The sequence below is a fragment of the Spirosoma gilvum genome (assembly GCF_054776815.1).
The window spans coordinates 212663-230687 of sequence record NZ_BAAHBH010000012.1; the positions used below are offsets into that span (position 1 = coordinate 212663).

Consider the following 18025-nt stretch of genomic DNA (forward strand, 5'->3'; position numbering starts at 1 on the left):
ATTATTGCGTTAACCTACCCGCTACTTATGATCTGATAGCTGGTTTCGAACACGAAGAATTCCTGTAAAATCAGGATTCAGGGTTGCTAATCGGCAGATAAACGTAAAATTCCGTGAAATGGCCTACTTCTGTGTGAACGTCTACTCGCCCACCGTGGCCGTTGGTAACGATGTCGTAGCTGAGCGATAGGCCCAGTCCGATTCCCTGGCCTGTGGGTTTGGTCGTAAAAAAAGGCTGAAAAATCTTGGCGCGGATTGCCTCCGGAATGCCAGCGCCATTGTCGTATACCGTGAGCTTAACTTCATTTGCCATCCGCTCCGTCCGAACAGATACCGTCGGCTGGTAATCGGCAGGCTGCTTCCGGGCTTTCTGAATCACCTCATAAAACGCATTATTGAACAAATTCATCAGCACCCGTCCCATGTCTTGCGGTACCAGATCAATTTTGCCCACAGTTGGGTCTAGTTCAGCCATCAACTTAATATTAAGCTGAGCCATTGAGCCTGACTTATCTTTAGCCAGCAGACCGTTGTAGCTTAAGTTTATGTACTGGTCGGCCAGCGCATTAAGATCGGCGGGTTGGCGTGGACCCGAAGTGCCGCCAGTTCGGGCGTGTTCAAGCATGTTGCCAACAATGGCCGCTGCCCGCTGCCCGTTCTGAGCAATGGATTGTAGGTTTTTTCGGATATCGCCCATCGCATCCGTCACCAACCCGTAGTCGCTCGTTTGTATACCTTCCTCCATATCGTCGGCCAGCCCAACCGATAACCTGGCGAAATTATTGACGAAGTTGAGCGGATTCAGAATTTCGTGGGCAATACCTGCCGTCACGTCGCCCAATGACGCTAGTTTGGCCTGCTGAATCAACTGCGCCTGGGTAGTTCGTAGCGTGGTTAATGTTTTCTGTAATTCTTCCTTCTGGCTGTGCAGTTCGGCCGTGCGTAGACTTACTTTTTCTTCCAGTATCGTGTTCTGCTGTTCTACCAACTGCCGGTTCGCTTCGGCCAGGCGAAGTTGTTCACGCACAGCGGCTTCCTGCTGTTGTTTGAGCTGATTTACCTTATTGGTCAAAGCGAGTGTAAACAGGATAATCTCAATGCCTGACCCTAAATGCAGGCTATTGTAAGTCCAGAACGAGTACGCTAAGGCACCAGTTGCGTAGGCCAGATACAGGAAAATAGACGCAAAAAAGACCAAATTACCAATGACGTAGAACAGGGCTGGCTGGAATCCCCGTCGTAAAATAATAATCCCCGCCGTTACGCTGAAAATACCTTCCAGCATGGCAATTTGAGGAACAAAGTCCAGCCGCCGGTTTTCGCCCACTGATGCACTGATGCCAATCAGGTTGAGTACAATTCCGATGGCATAGAGAGTCAGTATGCCGATGCCAATTTTATAGAATAGCGGAGCTTTCTCGCGCAGGCGCAAAAAGGCCAGCGTGAACGGAATGTGTACCAGCCCCGTAAGACCAGCCAGGACTGTCGCGTAGCGTTCGATAGCTGGGTTCGAAGACCAGAAAAACTCATTGGTATGGCCCCGAAAAAGAGCCAGTTGCAGTCCCATAAAAATGACCCAGATACTATACAAAAGCGTATCATTCTCTCGAAGCCGGGCGTACAGAAGCAGGCTATAAATAATAATGATCAGGATGAATCCGTAATAGAGGCCGTAAAACAGATCATCTCGGTGCAGCGTTTGCAGTAAGGTATTCGTTGCCTTGGCATAAATAGGCATTGCTGTGGTGAATACCCCACGCATCTGCACATAAAACACGTGCGTTTGTCCCTGCCGAACTGAGGTAGGGCACACTTCATTGCTTTTCAGAAAGGTGTATGTCCGTTGGGGCTGGAGTGTGCCGAGTTGGTGAGTAGCCAGGAGCCGCCCATCGGCTACTTCATAGACTGTAATGAACTCAGTTCCAGCATAAACGAAGTGCAGAAACAGGTCCGATGCGGTTTGGTTCGTTAGTTCGAACCGAAACCAGTATTCAAACTGGCGATAATAGGGTTTGATCAGCTCATGCTGGGTAGGTACAAATCGATACTGGTTTGGGTTTTGCAATAAAGCCTGCACCGATAAACTCCCCACTTTGGTCTCCAGCAACGTACTGGCAGAGAAGAGATCATAGGATTGAGCTGGGTCTTGAACAACAACTGGCGCAGCCCGGAGTGGACTCATAAGCAGGCAAGCCAGCAAAGCGAAAAGGTAACCGCGTTTTAGGAGCATGGATGAATGGAGTGATTAAGCGACTTGGGGCAACAGCGCCGATCGAAGCATGACATCGATTTTGTGGGCGGCCGTCCCGAACTCTTGCCTGGCGATACGCTGTAACGGCATCCGTAATAGCACTGGCGGATTCACAATGGCGTCGCCCAGTGCCGTGGCTTCGGCTTCGAGCTGGGTGAGCAAGCGGGCACGTTCGGTGGCATCAGTCGCCCGATGTAGTTGTCCACTTTTTTTCCAGGCCAGCTCACGGCTTTTTTTCATCACTCCACTCTCAAGGCGTATGATTTGGTCGGAAAAGTAGGTCAGTAAACGACCAAAAGGCCGGAAGATTCGCCCGACATTGTCGTTCATCTGGTGATACATATCATCGAAGAGCGCGTTCATCCTGGCAAAATCGCCCTTGAACCGCTCGATATCTTTGCCCCGGAACACCTCATCGACAACAATGGGCAGGTCATAGGTGATATGGGCGCTGGCTGCTGAAAAAATATGCTGATCGGTTGTAAGAAGTGTTCGGGCTGCATCGAACGAAAGTTGCCAGGGGCCAGGTGCGGGTTTGCCGTCGAAATACAGATTTAGGGCCTCGAAATAACGGTTACCGAAGCCCACATCGACCTGCTCCATCTCTGCCGGGTTCTCAAACAGTCGGAGTCGAATACCTTCGGCCACGCGCTCTGTAACCAGTTTATAAACGGCACAGAACATGCCCATTGGATTGTTCTGCGACCGAAAGTGCCGCGCCAGTTTATCCAGATAAGCGATTACATCCTCAATACGGTCGAGTGGTGGAATGCGGAAATCAGGTGTAACAGCTTCCCAATCGTCGGTCAGGGCCGAGGGTAAGTAAAACTGTTCGTGCTTGGCGGCATTGCTAAACCGCATGAATCCGGTGATCATGTTATGGCTTAACGAACGGCCTAAAGCCGCTAGCAGTACATTCCGCTCGTTTACACCCCGAATGCCTTTGTCTAACCACTGAGCCGCTTCCAGTACAAATGAGTTGTCTGTATCTACGGTTGGTATCTGGAGCATATCGGCGTAGTGATCGCCAATAAAAAACCGGATAAAATAAGGCGACAATCGCTTGAGTGGTCCCACCACCATCCGTTCATTCATTAGCTCAATGCACGCATTGGCCAGTTCGGTTCCTTCCATCGAGGGTCCTGCCTGATGGTTCAGAATGGCCTGTATCAACTCACGCGCTTCATTCTCATCTTCTAGTAGCAGATCGGAGTCAATACCCATCATGGCCCCTACAACGCTCCACAGGTGCATATAGGCACTGCGCTCGTCGGGTGTAAGCATTACGCCAAGTTGATCCAGCCCATCAAGGATAGTAACACTGAAGGACAAAAGCGTACCAACCAAATCTTCCTGATTAATGGGCACTCCATACGTATCTATGTCCCAGGCCCGCTGTTGGGCAAAATACCGGATGGTCGCGTGCATGAGCCGTACTTTCTGGATGGCAACAATGGCGGTGCCGTCGTGCTCAAAATTATTGTGCGTCATCACATCTACGACAAACTGGGCCGTTTCCATCACCCGGCGACTAAAGGCATCCAGCGAGCCGTCGTTTACGCGCAGCCGTCCGGTACGATACAGCACTTTGGCTCCTCGCCAGCAGGTATAGCAAAGTGGAAGCGATTTGCAGAGCAGAACAAACAGGATTTTTGGGCCATGTTGCTGAAATACCTTACTGGCGATCATCAGTTTGAACGGCTCGGCATTGACAGGTAGCTGACGGGTTTGCCCAAAATAGCTCTCTACGATGCGTTTAACCGGATCGGGCAGTACATCGAAAGCTGGATTGGGAAACTGTCGGTTTCGCACCAGTACCTGAAAAATCTGGTCGATCTCACCCTTTTGGTTTTCAGCCAGCAACGTTTCGATCACATGGTCGGCCAGTGGGTCGCCTGCCCGACGCTTGCTTTCCAGATAGGTCGTTGACCAGCGCTCGGGAGCCTCGTCCGACCCGGTTTGCGTACCCTCCTGATCACTTGCATCGCCGGATGGTGCATTGATATGGTCGGCTTTCCCTTCTTTCCGATTGATATGGCTTACATACCGCGAAGCCAGACTCAGAAAACCCTTGTCGTTGGGGTGAACTTCGTCGTACCAGTAATCGGTAGGCCGATCCGTGCGCTGAATTGTACTCCGCAAATCCAGGTAGGTTACGTTCGGGTAAGCAGCCGACACCTGACGCAGTGTGTTGTTGAAGGCATCGACTATATACCGGACTACTGCTTCACGCTCGTTGGCGTCCGTAATACCTTTGGCTAGTAAGGTTTTGCCTAACCAACCGGGTTTCCGATTGATGACGGTATTGGTCGGAATCACATAATCGTAACCGTGTATGAGTACGTGTACCTGCGGGTATCCCTGTTGCACGAGTCGCAGCATACGGTTGAAGCGGTCGCCTAGTTGCACCAGTGTTTCGGTAATCGTGTCGGCCACATACCGCGATGCATCCGATACGTCGGTGCGCGGTACGTCGCGAATAAGCTGGGGAAATGATTCGCCAAGCAGTTCATCGCCACCACCGCTTAGGAGAAAAAATGCCGGTTTTACCTGGGCGATAGCTTCCAGAAACTTCCCTTCTTTCAGGTAGTCTTCCATCGAAGCCCCGGCACTGGCTACGTTGTAGATATTGTAAACGCCTGACAGATAATCGACAATATCCCGTAGTAGAGATGGAAACTGAAACCAGGAATCGCCCTCCGCCACGATGCGCATACGGTCTGGATAGCGGAATAGGTTTTGCTTATATTGCCGATTGCGTATCTGCCTTGCTATTCGGTTCGCAATACCTACTTTCAGATCGTTCCAGAGCCCACGTTCGCCTTCGGCCGGTTGTATCAGAACCAGTTCGTCGCGAAGTTGCAAGTCAGGTAGTAGCCCGTTGGTTGGAGCCGTTTTGTAATATAAACCCAAGGCGAAATCGGTCTGAACGGTGTACGAACCGTCGGCAACGGGCTCCAGCATCTGGTTTACATCATCCGGCTGAATCTGGTTGTAAAGCGGATTGATAAGTTGCAGACTAATGGTCTGCGTACTCCATTCGGGTAAGGGTTCAGTTTCTTCGGTGTCTAGTTCGAAGGCGCCCCTGGTCATTCCATCCAGCTTGTTGCGGTCGGCCAATACGGGGGGCGAAGGCAACGCGTTTAGCTTTAGAAACGCCAATGTTTTTTCTGAGAGCGGCTCTATGGTGATCAGTAATTTAATTTCTTCGATAACCGTAGGCCAGTTATACTCCCGGATTACCTCTTCCAGACCGAGTCGTAATGTCGTCTGACGACCTGTTGGCGCTTTTCTGTCGGCCAAGCCCAACGCAACGCTCTGGCCCGGTTCCAGACGACAATTGGTGGGGAGAAAATCCAGAAACGAACCGAAATCCCGCGATAGGTACAGGGCTGTACAATACAAGGCCTGATCGTTGGGATTAGTCAGCCGAATGCGTAGTTGCGCTAAGAAAGGTTTCGTTGGATTTATCCGGGTAAACTGGACAGGCAATGGAGCCGGATGGGCTTCGGTTAAGGGGATGGTCTGCTCCGATGTGGTTTCTACTGCAACATTCAGTACGGGCTCGATAACTTCAGTGTTGCGCAGGTGAGTCAGGTAATACCACCGGGCCAGGTGGCGTAAATCGTCTGCCAGTTCTTCGAAGGCCTGTGGGTTGTCGGCCTGAATTGGTCGAATGAGCGGGCGCTCGTGGTTTAACGGATCGCTTGTATCGGGATGCGTGATATAATAAAGGCCGTTCCGGACATGCAGGCAATAGTCCGCTTTGGCCGGATCATCTTCCGTGACAAAGCAGGCACCGGCCCGATTGGTTAACTCGCTCAATAAAGTGGGTAAATCGCTGGTCAGCCCTCCATGGTTGAACAACTGAAGCCGAATAGGTTGACTTAATAGCCCTGACACCGTTGCTCGGTAAGTGACCGTTTTGTCGAGAGTATACTGCAAAGCAGAGGGAATGGAAACTACACTATAATCGGCCCCGATCCGTTCAACCTGAAGAGGATATCGTTCTCCATAGCGGTCATACAGATAAGTAGCCTGATCGGGCTTCCCAATCCCATGAATTGCCCCTACATCGAGCAGCCAGCCTTCCTGTTTATTATATAGAACAGAGGCCGTCAGCGTATCAGCATCAAGCGGCTGGTTCAGAAATCCCTGATTCAGCAAACTGCTTCCTGACTCGCTGGTTTGGTTTACGGCTGGCGTATATATGCGTAAATGCTGTTCGTAGCCAAATCGCATTGTTTGCCGAACGCGGTTGTGCAAATCGCCATAGGATAACTGCCCGTGGGCTGCTCTCAGTGTCGCCAATAGATGTTTGGTAAAAACACCTTCGCCGTTAACTTCCACTGCACTCTCATCCGACTCGCAGGCCGCCATCTGTATGTGCGCGCCCTGAGGGAGAACGGTGTCAATACCCTGGCTTCTGATCGATTCAACCGGTACAGTCGTGTGAAAGCAGAAACCATTATATGGACGTTGAGGAGCGTTGAAGGCCAGTCGTCGTTCGCGCACATCCTGCTCGGCCAGTGCAGCCGTCAGCAACACATCTGAGCGGGTATTATCGCCCGAATGGCAGCAATCGAATGCGGTGACAACATGCGCACCTGTCGCGCCGACCTGACCAATCAGGTAGCGCAGTTCTTTATCGGCCAGCAGAAAATCCCAGGTATTGGCAGCGCCCGCATCATGGCAAACCAGACATTCGAGCTGGCCATCAGTTTCGGTGAGCCAGATTGTTGGATCGGCAGTTTCCTGCGTGCCATGCCCGGCAAAATAAAATAGTACTGTATCATCCGGACCTGCCTGAGCCAGATGGGTCTGAAACCCATCAATTATAGCGGGTTTATTAGCTTGCTGGTCGATCAGGACCTGTACGTTCAGGGTGAAATGGGGGGCTAATAGCCCTAAGTAATCATTGACGGAAAGCGCGTCATTGACTGGTCCGCGTAAAGAGCGTACCCGTTCGTAAGCGCCAATCCCCACAAGTAAGGCGTAGAGGTTAGGCATATTGATGAGTCAAGAGGAAATTGTGCGTTAAGATAACACATAATGTTATTGAAAAACTCTTTAAAATTTTGAGTGTCAGGTTATTTATCTATCGCCAGTCGAAAGCAGTCTGTATGTTATTTGATTGATTTGAACAGCTATTTATATGATTGCTTCGTGGATAGATTCAACGCATTTTCTTACGCTACATGTCCGTGTCGAGCTTCTTTAAACTGAAAATTCCCTCAAGTCACTTACAGACTTGAGGGGATTTCGTTTGTACTTGGGTAACCAGTTAAACTTACTGCGCTACGCTGACTTCTTCGACGGCTTCACTGGCATACGCTTCTATGGGTACACAGGCACAAACCAAATTGCGGTCGCCATATGCTGAATCTATACGACTAACACTTGGCCAGAACTTGCGGGCGCGTACCTGAGGCAATGGATATACGGCCTTTTCGCGGCTATATGGGCGATTCCAGTCATTGCTTAGGGCTACGGTTGCGGTATGAGGAGCATGCTTCAGGACATTACTGGCTCTATCGGCTGCACCGCTTTCAATTTCACGAATCTCGTTACGAATCGCAAGCATAGCCTCACAGAAGCGGTCCAGCTCTGCTTTCGACTCGGATTCTGTTGGTTCAACCATCAATGTACCAGCTACCGGGAATGAAACCGTTGGTGCGTGGAATCCATAATCCATTAGCCGTTTAGCAATATCTTCGACTTCAACGCCCGTAGCTAATTTGAACGGCCGACAATCGATGATCATTTCGTGAGCACAACGACCGTTTGTTCCTGTATAGAGTGTATCGTACTGACCTTCCAGACGAGCTTTGATGTAGTTGGCATTCAAAATAGCTCGTTTCGTGGCATTGGTCAGTCCTTCACCGCCCATCATCGCTATGTACGCGTAGGAGATGGTAAGAATGCTGGCCGAGCCATACGGAGCTGCTGAAACAGCACCTGCGCCATAGGATTTGAGCCCACGACTGTTAGTCACGTGGCCTGGCAAGAATGGCACCAGTTGCGAAGCAACGCCGATTGGGCCCATGCCCGGACCGCCACCACCGTGTGGAATGCAAAAGGTTTTATGGAGGTTTAGGTGGCAAACGTCAGCACCAATGGTTGCGGGTGATGTCAGACCAACCTGTGCGTTCATGTTGGCCCCGTCCATATATACCTGTCCGCCATGTTGATGGATGATAGTACAGATTTCCTTGATACTTTCCTCGAATACGCCATGAGTTGATGGATAGGTGACCATCAGGCAGGAAAGATCATTGCTGTACTGTTCGGCTTTAGCTTTCAGGTCGGCAACGTCAATGTTTCCGCGATCATCGCATTTCACGATAATCACTTTCATACCCGCCATAACCGCACTGGCTGGATTGGTACCGTGTGCCGATTGGGGGATCAACGAAATGTTCCGATGGGAATCACCCCGGCTTTCGTGGTAGGCACGGATAACCATTAAACCCGCGTATTCGCCCTGCGCACCTGAGTTGGGCTGCATTGACATGGCCGCAAAACCGGTAATCTCGCAAAGCCAGGCGTTCAGGTCTGTGAAAAGTTGCTGATAGCCAACGGTCTGGTCTTTCGGCGCAAAGGGGTGGATTTTTCCAAACTCCGGCCAGGTTACAGGAATCATCTCAGCTGTGGCGTTGAGTTTCATGGTGCAACTGCCCAGCGAAATCATCGAATGTACCAACGAAAGATCTTTTTCTTCCAGCGATTTCAGGTAACGCAGCATTTCGTGTTCGGTATGGTGCGTATTGAACACTGGATGCGTCAGGTAGTCGGTCGTACGAACGAGTGATTCAGGCCAGGTGATTGCCAGACTCTCCAGCACCACCTCCATGTCGGCTTTTACACCGAATACGGTCAGAAGTTCAGTCAGGTCGTGTAAGGTTTTAGCTTCGTCGAACGATACGCTGACATGTTCTTCATCAGGCAGGTAACGAAGGTTTATCTGAGCCGCTTTCGCCGATTTTTTCAGCGATTCAACATCATCGACCCGAACCGTAACTGTATCAAAATAATTTTCTGTGCTTACTTCATGAGCGCTCCACCGAAGGGCCGTAGCAAACGCTTTGGTGAGCGCATGAACTTGTTCAGCAATGGTGCGAAGACGCTTTGGACCGTGATATACGGCATAACTGCTGGCCATTACGGCCAACAAAACCTGCGCTGTACAGATATTTGACGTTGCTTTTTCCCGACGAATATGCTGTTCGCGCGTCTGTAACGCCATACGTAACGCTGGCTTGCCTTCGGCATCCTGCGACACACCAATGATCCGGCCAGGAATCTGCCGCTTGTAGGCATCACGGGTAGCAAAGAAGGCTGCGTGCGGACCACCGTAACCCATGGGAACACCAAACCGTTGCGACGAACCTACAACAACATCGGCACCCATTTCACCCGGTGATTTAAGCAAGGTAAGTGCCAGTAAATCGGCAGCTACGGCTGTGGTGATGCCTAACTCGTGGGCTGCGGCAATCAGGTCGGTATAGTCGAAGACTTCCCCATCGGTAGCCGGGTATTGAAGCAACAGACCGAAAATTTCGCTATTGGTCAGATCAACAGTCCGGTGATCGCCAACCAGTACTTTAATATCCAGCGGAGTGGCCCGCGTCAGTACCACATCGATCGTCTGCGGATGGCAGCGTTCCGAAACGAAAATGGTGGTCGCGTTTTTTCGTGCAGCCGGACGTAGTGCATAGAGCATGTGCATGGCTTCGGCGGCAGCCGTTCCCTCATCCAGCAATGAGGCATTGGCCAGGTCCATACCTGTCAGATCGGATACGACCGTCTGGAAATTCAGCAGCGCTTCGAGCCGTCCCTGAGCGATTTCGGCCTGATAGGGCGTGTAAGCCGTGTACCAGGCAGGGTTTTCCAGAATATTACGAAGAATGACGTTGGGCGTGATGGTATCGTAATACCCCGTACCGATATACGATTTGAACACCTTGTTCTGACCCGCTAGTTTTTTAAAGTCGGTCAGAAACTGCATTTCTGACTTTGGCTGGGGCAGGTTGAGCGGTTTTTCGAGCCGAATGGCTTCGGGAACGGTCTGATCAATGAGTTGGTCGATGGAAGTAACGCCTACTGTTTTGAGCATGTCGGCCTGAGCCGCTTCGGTCTGACCGTGGTGACGGTCTTCAAATATGTCTGTTTGCTGAAGAGTTAACTTCATTGAAGAATGGCTTCTGTTATGTCTATTGCAAATTTACACCAATAAGGCTAGAAAAGCCGTATGGTTGAACCAATTATGTAATTAATGTTAAGAAGAAGTGGCTTGTCTAATCGGCAGGAATGCACTATACTTACAGCTCAACTTCCGATAAGTGCGCTCGATGGCAACGGTTGCAGCCAACTTTTTCCCCTCTTTTCCAGTCCGATCATCTACCCAAAAATCCGTTTATGAAGCTCGGTCAGCCTCCCGTTCAAGGGGGCCACAATTGCCCACCCTTATATCGGGGGCGAGTAAGCCATTGTCGGCAACCTTGCTCGTTCAGTATTTCGTTCTGGTGGTTTTGTTGGCTATTCCAGTCGCTATTTACTATGTGACCATCTACCAGAATGCCTATAATTTTCCGTATGAAGATGATCTGAACAGTGCACTTTCGTTCATTGCCGACTATCACTTTGGTGGATTGAGTTTCTGGGGCAAACTAAAACTTATTTTCTCGCAGTATAATGAACACCGCATCGTTTTCGATCGGCTTATTTTTCTGCTCGATTACGCGCTGTTTGGGCAGCTGAATTTCAGGCATTTGATTCTGATTGGTAACCTGGCTCCTTTGCTGATCGGGTATTTATTTATGAAGGTGGTATTTCGGGGGTTACCGCTGAATCAGAAACTCCTGTATTTACTACCCGTAGCGTATTCGCTATTCTCGTTCCAGTACTGGGAATTATCGACCTGGAGCATGGCGGCTCTACAGAACCTGTATGTGATTCCGTTTGCTATGTTTAGCCTATACAGTCTGAGCCGGTTAGGAAAAGGGGCTTTTACAGCCGCCTGCCTAGGTGCTGTATTGGCTACTTATACGAGCGGCAATGGCCTATTTACGTTTGTGGCGGGGATGGGTGTGTTGCTGCTGATGAAATCGTACCAACGATTAGGCCTATGGGTTCTTGTCGCAGCCATCACCATTGGGTGTTATTTTATTGGCTACATCCGACCGCCTTATCATCCCGATATTGCGGATTCGCTGTTCAATCATACAGGTCGGGCCATCAATTATTTCTTTACGCTCATTGGGTCGATGATAGGCCCTGGTCGGGCGAAAATGGCATTAGTATTTGGTGTCTTGTCATTGAGTGTAACACTGGGCTTATTGGGTTATTTGTGGTATCAGAAAAAACTGATTGATCATTTACCGCTCCTGGGCTGGATTGCTTTTCTCTACCTGACCTGCCTGTCGCTGATGGCGTCGCGGTCGGGGATGGGAGTTGAACAGGCGTTTACGCCGAGATACGGCATTGTGGCGGTCATGCTGTTTGCCACACAGGCCTTACTGGCTATCGAAACCATACCAAATCGCTATGGGCGGCTGGGCGTTTTTGGGATTTATTCGCTGGTTAGTGTTTTCTTTTACGGGTCGGGTAATAACCAGGGGAATCGTCATCGTCTGGCCGATCGGACCCTGCAAATGAAGTATAACAGCGCTATTTTCCATGAAAAGCCGACAATGGTTTCGCTGCATTGGGGCAATCCGGAGACTGCGGTTGCTATTTTCAGAGAGGTTACCCCAAAAGGCGTGTTTCAGGTTCCACCAACTACGTTTCGCGACCTGCGCAATATCCCCCAGTCGTGCGATGGTACCCAGTTAGTAGCATCATCGGCGGTTCGTTCGGAAGTAAAGCCGTATCGGTTTGGTGATTTTCTGGTTATATACCGGGCGGCTGCCTTCCTGAATAATGAGTTTCCGCGCGGGATGTCTGCTCAGTTCATTGCGAAATCGGCAACGACCTGTTATGCGTTTGATGCATACCGGCATACCTGGGATGATGCGGTCGACCATACGTTAGGCGGTCAATACAAGCAACCCGGCTTTTCGTGCGTTCTGGACAAAAAAGACCTGAAGCCAGGGCATTATGAACTCTGGCTTTGCCTCGCAAATGGAGCGACCAAAGTTTATCAACCGCTTACATTGACGGTAGATGCCTGATCAATAATGGAATTTGCCTTTCCCGACTGAGGCTACCTGAAAGCTGGCCCTATTTTTGATTGCAATTGCCCATATCTTCGATAACCGATAAGAGCCATCTATGAATTGCCGTGTCTGCGAAAGTGAAACATCTTTTTTGTTTCGAACGACTGTTTTAAATAAATACAGCGTTGCTTATTATGAATGCCCTACCTGCGATTTTGTACAGACCGAAACCCCCTATTGGCTCGAGGAAGCGTATAGTCATGCTTTTACATCAACGGATACAGGAACACTTCAGCGGAGTTTAATTCTGGGAAAATCGGCCGCAACACTAGCCTTTTTCGCCTTTGATCGAAATGCTCGGTTTATCGACTACGCGGGCGGGTACGGTACACTGGCCCGATACATGCGTGACATTGGATTCGATTATTATACAACTGATTTGTATGCTACTAATTTCATGGCGCGTGGCTTTGATGCTCAGCCTGGTCGGTATGAGATGGCCACCGCTTTTGAATGCTTCGAGCATTTTGAACAACCTGCACAGGAGTTAGAGAAGATTCTGGCTTATTCTGATAGTATTTTCTTTACTACACAGCCTTGCCCCAAACCCGCTCCTGCTATTAGTAATTGGTGGTACTATTCGCCACATCATGGGCAGCATATAGCTTTGTATCGCCCTAAAACGCTGGAATACTTAGGCAAACAGTATGGTTTGCACTACTACAATCTACTGAATTATCATTTGCTGACGAAACGGAGGCTGTCGGCGCCAGTTTTCTGGTTTCTAGTAGCAGCAGGACGATTCGGCTTGAATCTGCTGGTGAACCTGTTGATGAAAAGCCGAACCCTATCGGATCAGGAGTTGCTGAAGAAATAATTTAATGGATGGGCAGGGAAATAACAGCTTTCAGTGAAGTAATTACCTGTTCCACAGAGACGTCTTTGATTGAGTAAGGCGATTCGGGCTTAAACATGGGGGCTATGGTTTCCAGCCGATGCCGATTCGCTTCAATAAAGGGGGGATATAGATAGTGTATATACTTGCCAATAGGAAGCGGATAAGGATGCCAGCGAACCAGCGCTTTGCCTTGCGAAATAACCAGTGCTGGTGTTTGTGTTGATGCAGCAATATGGACAACGCCGGTTTCGTTGGCAATCAGGAGTTCCGCCTTCATGACCACGTAAACCAGTTCTGGGATCGATAAACTGCCGGTCAAATCCAGTACGTTTGTGGTGTCTGGCATATGTTTTTTGAAAGCCTCGGCGTAGGGTATCTCGCTCTTCATGCCTGTCAGTACCAGTTTACAGGAGGGATAGTTGGCCAAGATAAATCGGGCGACTTCGGCAAAATTTTCGGCAGGCCATATTTTAAAATCCTGACCGGCTGCCAGCGATAAAACCACAAAGCGCTCCGGAATTGGAACCGGCTTAGTGAAGTTGGGGTCTAATCTGGGTAGTTCAAAAGGTACTACTTGATTCAGAAAAGCTTCTACTACGCGACGATTTCGTTCCATTTCAAAGACAAACCCGGACCCTGTGGGCAGCAAACGAGTATATAGTTTATCTCCAAACCAGGCTTCCCAACGTTTTATGTTCACAAAATCAGTTACGCAACCAGCTCGTTTGGGTGCCCCTGTTGCATACGATAAAAAATCGTCCAGCACCAGTACGCGACTGTATGTCGGGCAAAAAACGACTGAAAAACCCTGCTGCCGAAGTTGCCGGACAAATCGAAAGCGGTAGAGCGGCCGAGTACTTAATTTGTAAATATCTGTCCAGATAAAATTATCGATCAGGTTGCCATCGAACCCCTCAGCTACTGTCCGAATGGCATGATTAGCGCATAGGGTGATGGCATAGTCTTTGTATTGTGCCGATTGTCGAATCGCCTTTAGGTAAGGACGAAACAGCATATAATCGCCCAGCACGTCGATTCGCATAATGAGCAGCTTATTGGCTTTCTGCTGAATAGGGCCAGCCGCCTGAACAGCCAGTCGATCCACAATGTATAAAATAAGGTCAATTAGAGCCAGTAATGGGACTAGCAGAGGAGAAGTTTTTAGAAATCGAATGATATTTTTTAGTAGCATGGCAGCTATCGTTCCGAGTCGTTGCTGATCTGACCAGCAATTTGTAAACTTGTTTTTGTAAAATAGATTCTTCTGAATCTAACGATCAATAATCAATATACGGGCCAATATCGGTCTTATTCGTCTACTTATCCGTGAAAACCAAACCCAAAGGCCGCTCGCAAGGCCAGCCTGAAAAACATAACCCGAAATCGAGTAGCGATTCTGGTCGAATTACGTCGGTGGCTCCTACTGCGAAAGCAGATTCTCAGCCTGCTTCGGTTGTTTCTACACCGAAAGCACCTAAATCGATAACGCTCCCTCCGGCATTGCGCTACGGGCTAATCGGTATAGTCGTATTGGCAATTATATGGCCTATTTACCACTACTATCAAGTAGTCTGGGGTAATGCGGTAAATGTACCTTTTGAAGATGATTTCGACAGCGCCTTAGCATTTGCGAGTAATTATTTATATAAAACGCCCACGCTTGTCGGAAAAATACAGCGGATTTTTTCGCAGCATAACGAGCACCGGATTGTGCTGGACCGGCTGGCTTTTCTGACTGATTATGCACTTACCGGGAGCATTAATTTTCGTCACCTGATTCTTTTCGGTAATCTGTCGTTACTGATTGTGATCGGGTTATTATTCGTCTCGTCGTTCCGTAGTCTAACGCTTCTCCAGCAGGTCGTTTATTTTCTGCCTGTTCCGTTCCTGCTTTTCCAACTGCACTTTTGGGAACTGACTGTTTGGGGCATGGCGTCGATTCAGAACCTGTATATTGTCGCATTTGCACTCCTAAGCTTTTATGCGCTAGACCGCAGTAAACAGCAGCCCGCCTGGTTTTGGGTAGCGGTAGCCAGTGCGTTTATGGCGTCGTTCACCAGCGGCAACGGTATCTTCACGTTTATCATTGGTCTGCCCGTACTTTTTCTGCAAAAATCCTATCGGCAGTTGGGTATTTGGGTGGGAATCGGCGTGCTAACAGCAGCCATCTATTTCTGGGGGTACGCAAAACCCGGCCATCATCCACCCATTTTCGAGACACTGACAAAAACACCCGGTCAGTTTTTCGACTACTTCTTTACGCTAACGGGTTCTGATTTTGCCTCGCAACCTAACTGGCCCCTTCGGGCCGGGAAATGGATGCTAGCTCTTTTCATCGGTTTACTGGCCTGGAAAGCGGCTAAACGGCAATTGACAACGAACCTGACGATACTGGCATTGCTGGCTTTTATGTATCTAACTAGCCTTTCGGTCACCATGGCGCGGTCGGGCTTTGGTATTCAGCAGGCGCTAAGTCCCCGGTATGGCATCTTGCCGGTTATGCTGCTGATCAGTTTGTATATAGTGACCATCGAAACGGTAAAGCACCAGCTTGTTCGACCCATTCTGGCGGTGCTTGGGCTAGCCACGGCTGTTTACCTGTGCCAGTATTCGTACAGACAGAATCTGCCTAAAGTGGAGGACCGCACAGCCCTGCTGAAATACAGTAGTGCATTGTATAACGACAATAAAGCAAACCTGATTTTGTATCGCGAGGGAAACAACGATGCGAAAACCATCTTTCCTGATGCCTTAAAAAAAGGCATTTATCAGGTTCCGTCGATTACACTGTCCGATCTAAGCAGTAAGCCAAAACCGGTTGATGGGAGCCAGTTAGTGGCTACTAACGACGTAACGGCACAGGCACAGCCTTTTCTGACCAACGGATTTCTGGTGATGTATCAGGCCTGGGCGGTCATGAATGGCATCCCTTCAGAAGATACCCAGATTGAGGTCATTGCGCAGTCGCCCCAGAACATTTACGCCTTTTCAACGAGCCGACATATTCGCTACGATGTAGTGAATCAGCTTCAGTCCATGCAATACATCCATGCCGGATTCTCCTGCGTGATTCGAAAGGCCGATTTGAAGCCAGGGCAGTACAAACTCTGGCTCCATCTGACTAATAAGACCAACCAATCGTATTTTCCCCTGACCGGCGTGTTGGATGTGTAAAAGATGGTCAAGAGTAGTCAGGTATAGCCAAGAGTGGTCAAGAATTGCAAAAACGATTTTTGACCATGTCTGACTACTCTTGACCAAACCTGACTACGCCTGGTTTTAGTAGCCGATAAAAGGGGCGTATTAAGGCATCTAACCAACGCCCTACCTTTCCACTCACCAGTTGGTCAAAAGGTAGTGATAATAGGCTACCTTGTAGTAAATCCACGTCTGATACCTGCCGAAGTTGTTGAGTCTGATGATGTCGTTTGCGGATACTGGACCAATTCTCGAACAAATAGGCATATGTTTGGAAGCGCGTTCGTACATAACGCCACCCCCGCAAGGCAAATCCCCACATTAGCAGCTCAGTTAGCAGCAGGGCAGGTAGCAAGCTCAGTAATGTTGACCGCGAAAATATGGTCAGAAAGGTCAGCAGCCGGTTTCGTTCGAGGTAGTAGAACTTAGTTGGAGAGAACCCTAATTTATAATAATGGGTAATTACGGCATCTGCATCGCACCAGAGTTCGTAACCCGCCAGCCGTGCTCGTAGCGACAATTCCGTATCTTCAAAATACATAAAGTATGACTCATCAAACCCGCCAATTTGCTGAAGTACAGACGCTGGAGCCAGTAGCGCAGCCCCTGATACTAATGGGATCTGCTGTTGATTTTTATAGCTGTCCGCCGATTGATTCAGCCCCCGGCAGGTGGTGATACCCGTGTACTGCATTTGATTGCCACAGGCATTGATGGTACCATCTGGATTTAATAACTTCGGCGTAATAAGGGCCTTAGGATGTTTTCGGGCTGTTGTCAGTAATTGTTCCAGACATTCTGGCCAGAGTTCGGTATCAGGGTTAAGGAAGAGTATACACTTACCTTTGGCTTCGGCTAAGCCCAGATTATTTCCTCCGGCATACCCTGTATTGGCTGGATTTTTTATCAGCAGAACGTCAGGAAAAGATGTCTGCAAAAATGAAGCTACCCCATCGCGTCCATGATTATCGACCACAATAATCTCAACCGTAGCGTCAGTTGATTGGCTGTATATGGTTGGCAGACAGCGGGCTAAATCGGCTCGGCTGTTGTAGGATACAATAACAATAGTTAACTCTACGGCTGTATCGGCGGGCGTATTTTCCAAAACTCGTGTTATTTCTCATGCACTACAACCGACTCATCCGGTTGGTTGATCGGTAGGGTAGCACGCAGATCTCGCATTTCTTTTTTGAGCATCGCCATTTCCTGCGTCAAATCTTTGATCTGATTCTGTAGTTTGGAATTAACGACCGACAGGTGAACCAGAAAAACAATGATGGCAAAAATGGCTGCCAGAAAGATCAGCGATGGTGGATAGTATACACCCAGCAATAACGAGATCTGTTCCAGTCCTTTTCGCCAGATGGCAAAGACGATCAGGATAACGGTACAAAGTATCCAGATGATGGAATACTCTTCCCGAAGTCGCCCCCGAACGATTAGTCGGAAAATCATGACCATAAACAGCGCGGCTCCCAGCAGGCTGATGATCTGGATCGTGATGGATAAAGAGGCCAT

The 18025-nt window shown here is 49.2% G+C and carries 9 protein-coding genes; 3 read left to right on the forward strand and 6 right to left on the reverse strand.

The genetic code is table 11. The features are described 5' to 3' along the window. Positions 1-70: 70 nt before the first annotated feature. The 3 genes from ACYVFD_RS28120 to gcvP form a co-directional block, all read right to left on the reverse strand. Positions 71-2230: a sensor histidine kinase gene (locus ACYVFD_RS28120; RefSeq protein WP_461093850.1), complete on the reverse strand. Its 2160-nt coding sequence runs from the start codon at positions 2228-2230 to the stop codon at positions 71-73. Positions 2231-2245: 15 nt separating this feature from the next. Beyond that, on the reverse strand, positions 2246-7261 hold the full coding sequence (locus tag ACYVFD_RS28125; protein ID WP_461093851.1) for a DUF5995 family protein: 5016 nt from the start codon (positions 7259-7261) through the stop codon (positions 2246-2248). 280 nt (positions 7262-7541) lie between these two features. Then, positions 7542-10442, reverse strand: coding sequence for an aminomethyl-transferring glycine dehydrogenase (gene gcvP / locus ACYVFD_RS28130; RefSeq protein ID WP_461093852.1), 2901 nt, complete (start codon positions 10440-10442; stop codon positions 7542-7544). A 160-nt stretch (positions 10443-10602) separates the two neighbouring features. Here gcvP and ACYVFD_RS28135 point away from each other — a divergent pair, with 160 nt between their 5' ends. Together ACYVFD_RS28135 and ACYVFD_RS28140 are read left to right on the forward strand one after the other, a co-directional pair. Then, the gene (locus ACYVFD_RS28135) at positions 10603-12423 is read left to right on the forward strand and encodes a hypothetical protein (RefSeq protein ID WP_461093853.1); all 1821 of its coding nucleotides are present in this window, start codon (positions 10603-10605) and stop codon (positions 12421-12423) included. A gap of 100 nt (positions 12424-12523) precedes the next feature. Further along, positions 12524-13285, forward strand: a complete 762-nt coding sequence (locus ACYVFD_RS28140) for a class I SAM-dependent methyltransferase (RefSeq protein ID WP_461093854.1) — start codon at positions 12524-12526, stop codon at positions 13283-13285. A 1-nt stretch (position 13286) separates the two neighbouring features. On the opposite strand, the gene ACYVFD_RS28145 is transcribed toward ACYVFD_RS28140, so the two are convergent. Beyond that, positions 13287-14498, reverse strand: a complete 1212-nt coding sequence (locus tag ACYVFD_RS28145; RefSeq protein ID WP_461093855.1) for a glycosyltransferase family 9 protein — start codon at positions 14496-14498, stop codon at positions 13287-13289. Between the two features lie 134 nt (positions 14499-14632). Here ACYVFD_RS28145 and ACYVFD_RS28150 point away from each other — a divergent pair, with 134 nt between their 5' ends. Continuing rightward, entirely contained in the window at positions 14633-16480 is a 1848-nt protein-coding gene (locus ACYVFD_RS28150; RefSeq protein WP_461093856.1) for a hypothetical protein, read from the forward strand. Positions 16481-16553: 73 nt separating this feature from the next. On the opposite strand, the gene ACYVFD_RS28155 is transcribed toward ACYVFD_RS28150, so the two are convergent. Together ACYVFD_RS28155 and ACYVFD_RS28160 are read right to left on the reverse strand one after the other, a co-directional pair. Further along, on the reverse strand, positions 16554-17612 hold the full coding sequence (locus ACYVFD_RS28155) for a glycosyltransferase family 2 protein (RefSeq protein WP_461093857.1): 1059 nt from the start codon (positions 17610-17612) through the stop codon (positions 16554-16556). Between the two features lie 8 nt (positions 17613-17620). After that, a complete protein-coding gene (locus ACYVFD_RS28160) occupies positions 17621-18025 on the reverse strand; it encodes a DUF2304 domain-containing protein (RefSeq protein WP_461093858.1) in 405 nt (134 codons plus the stop codon).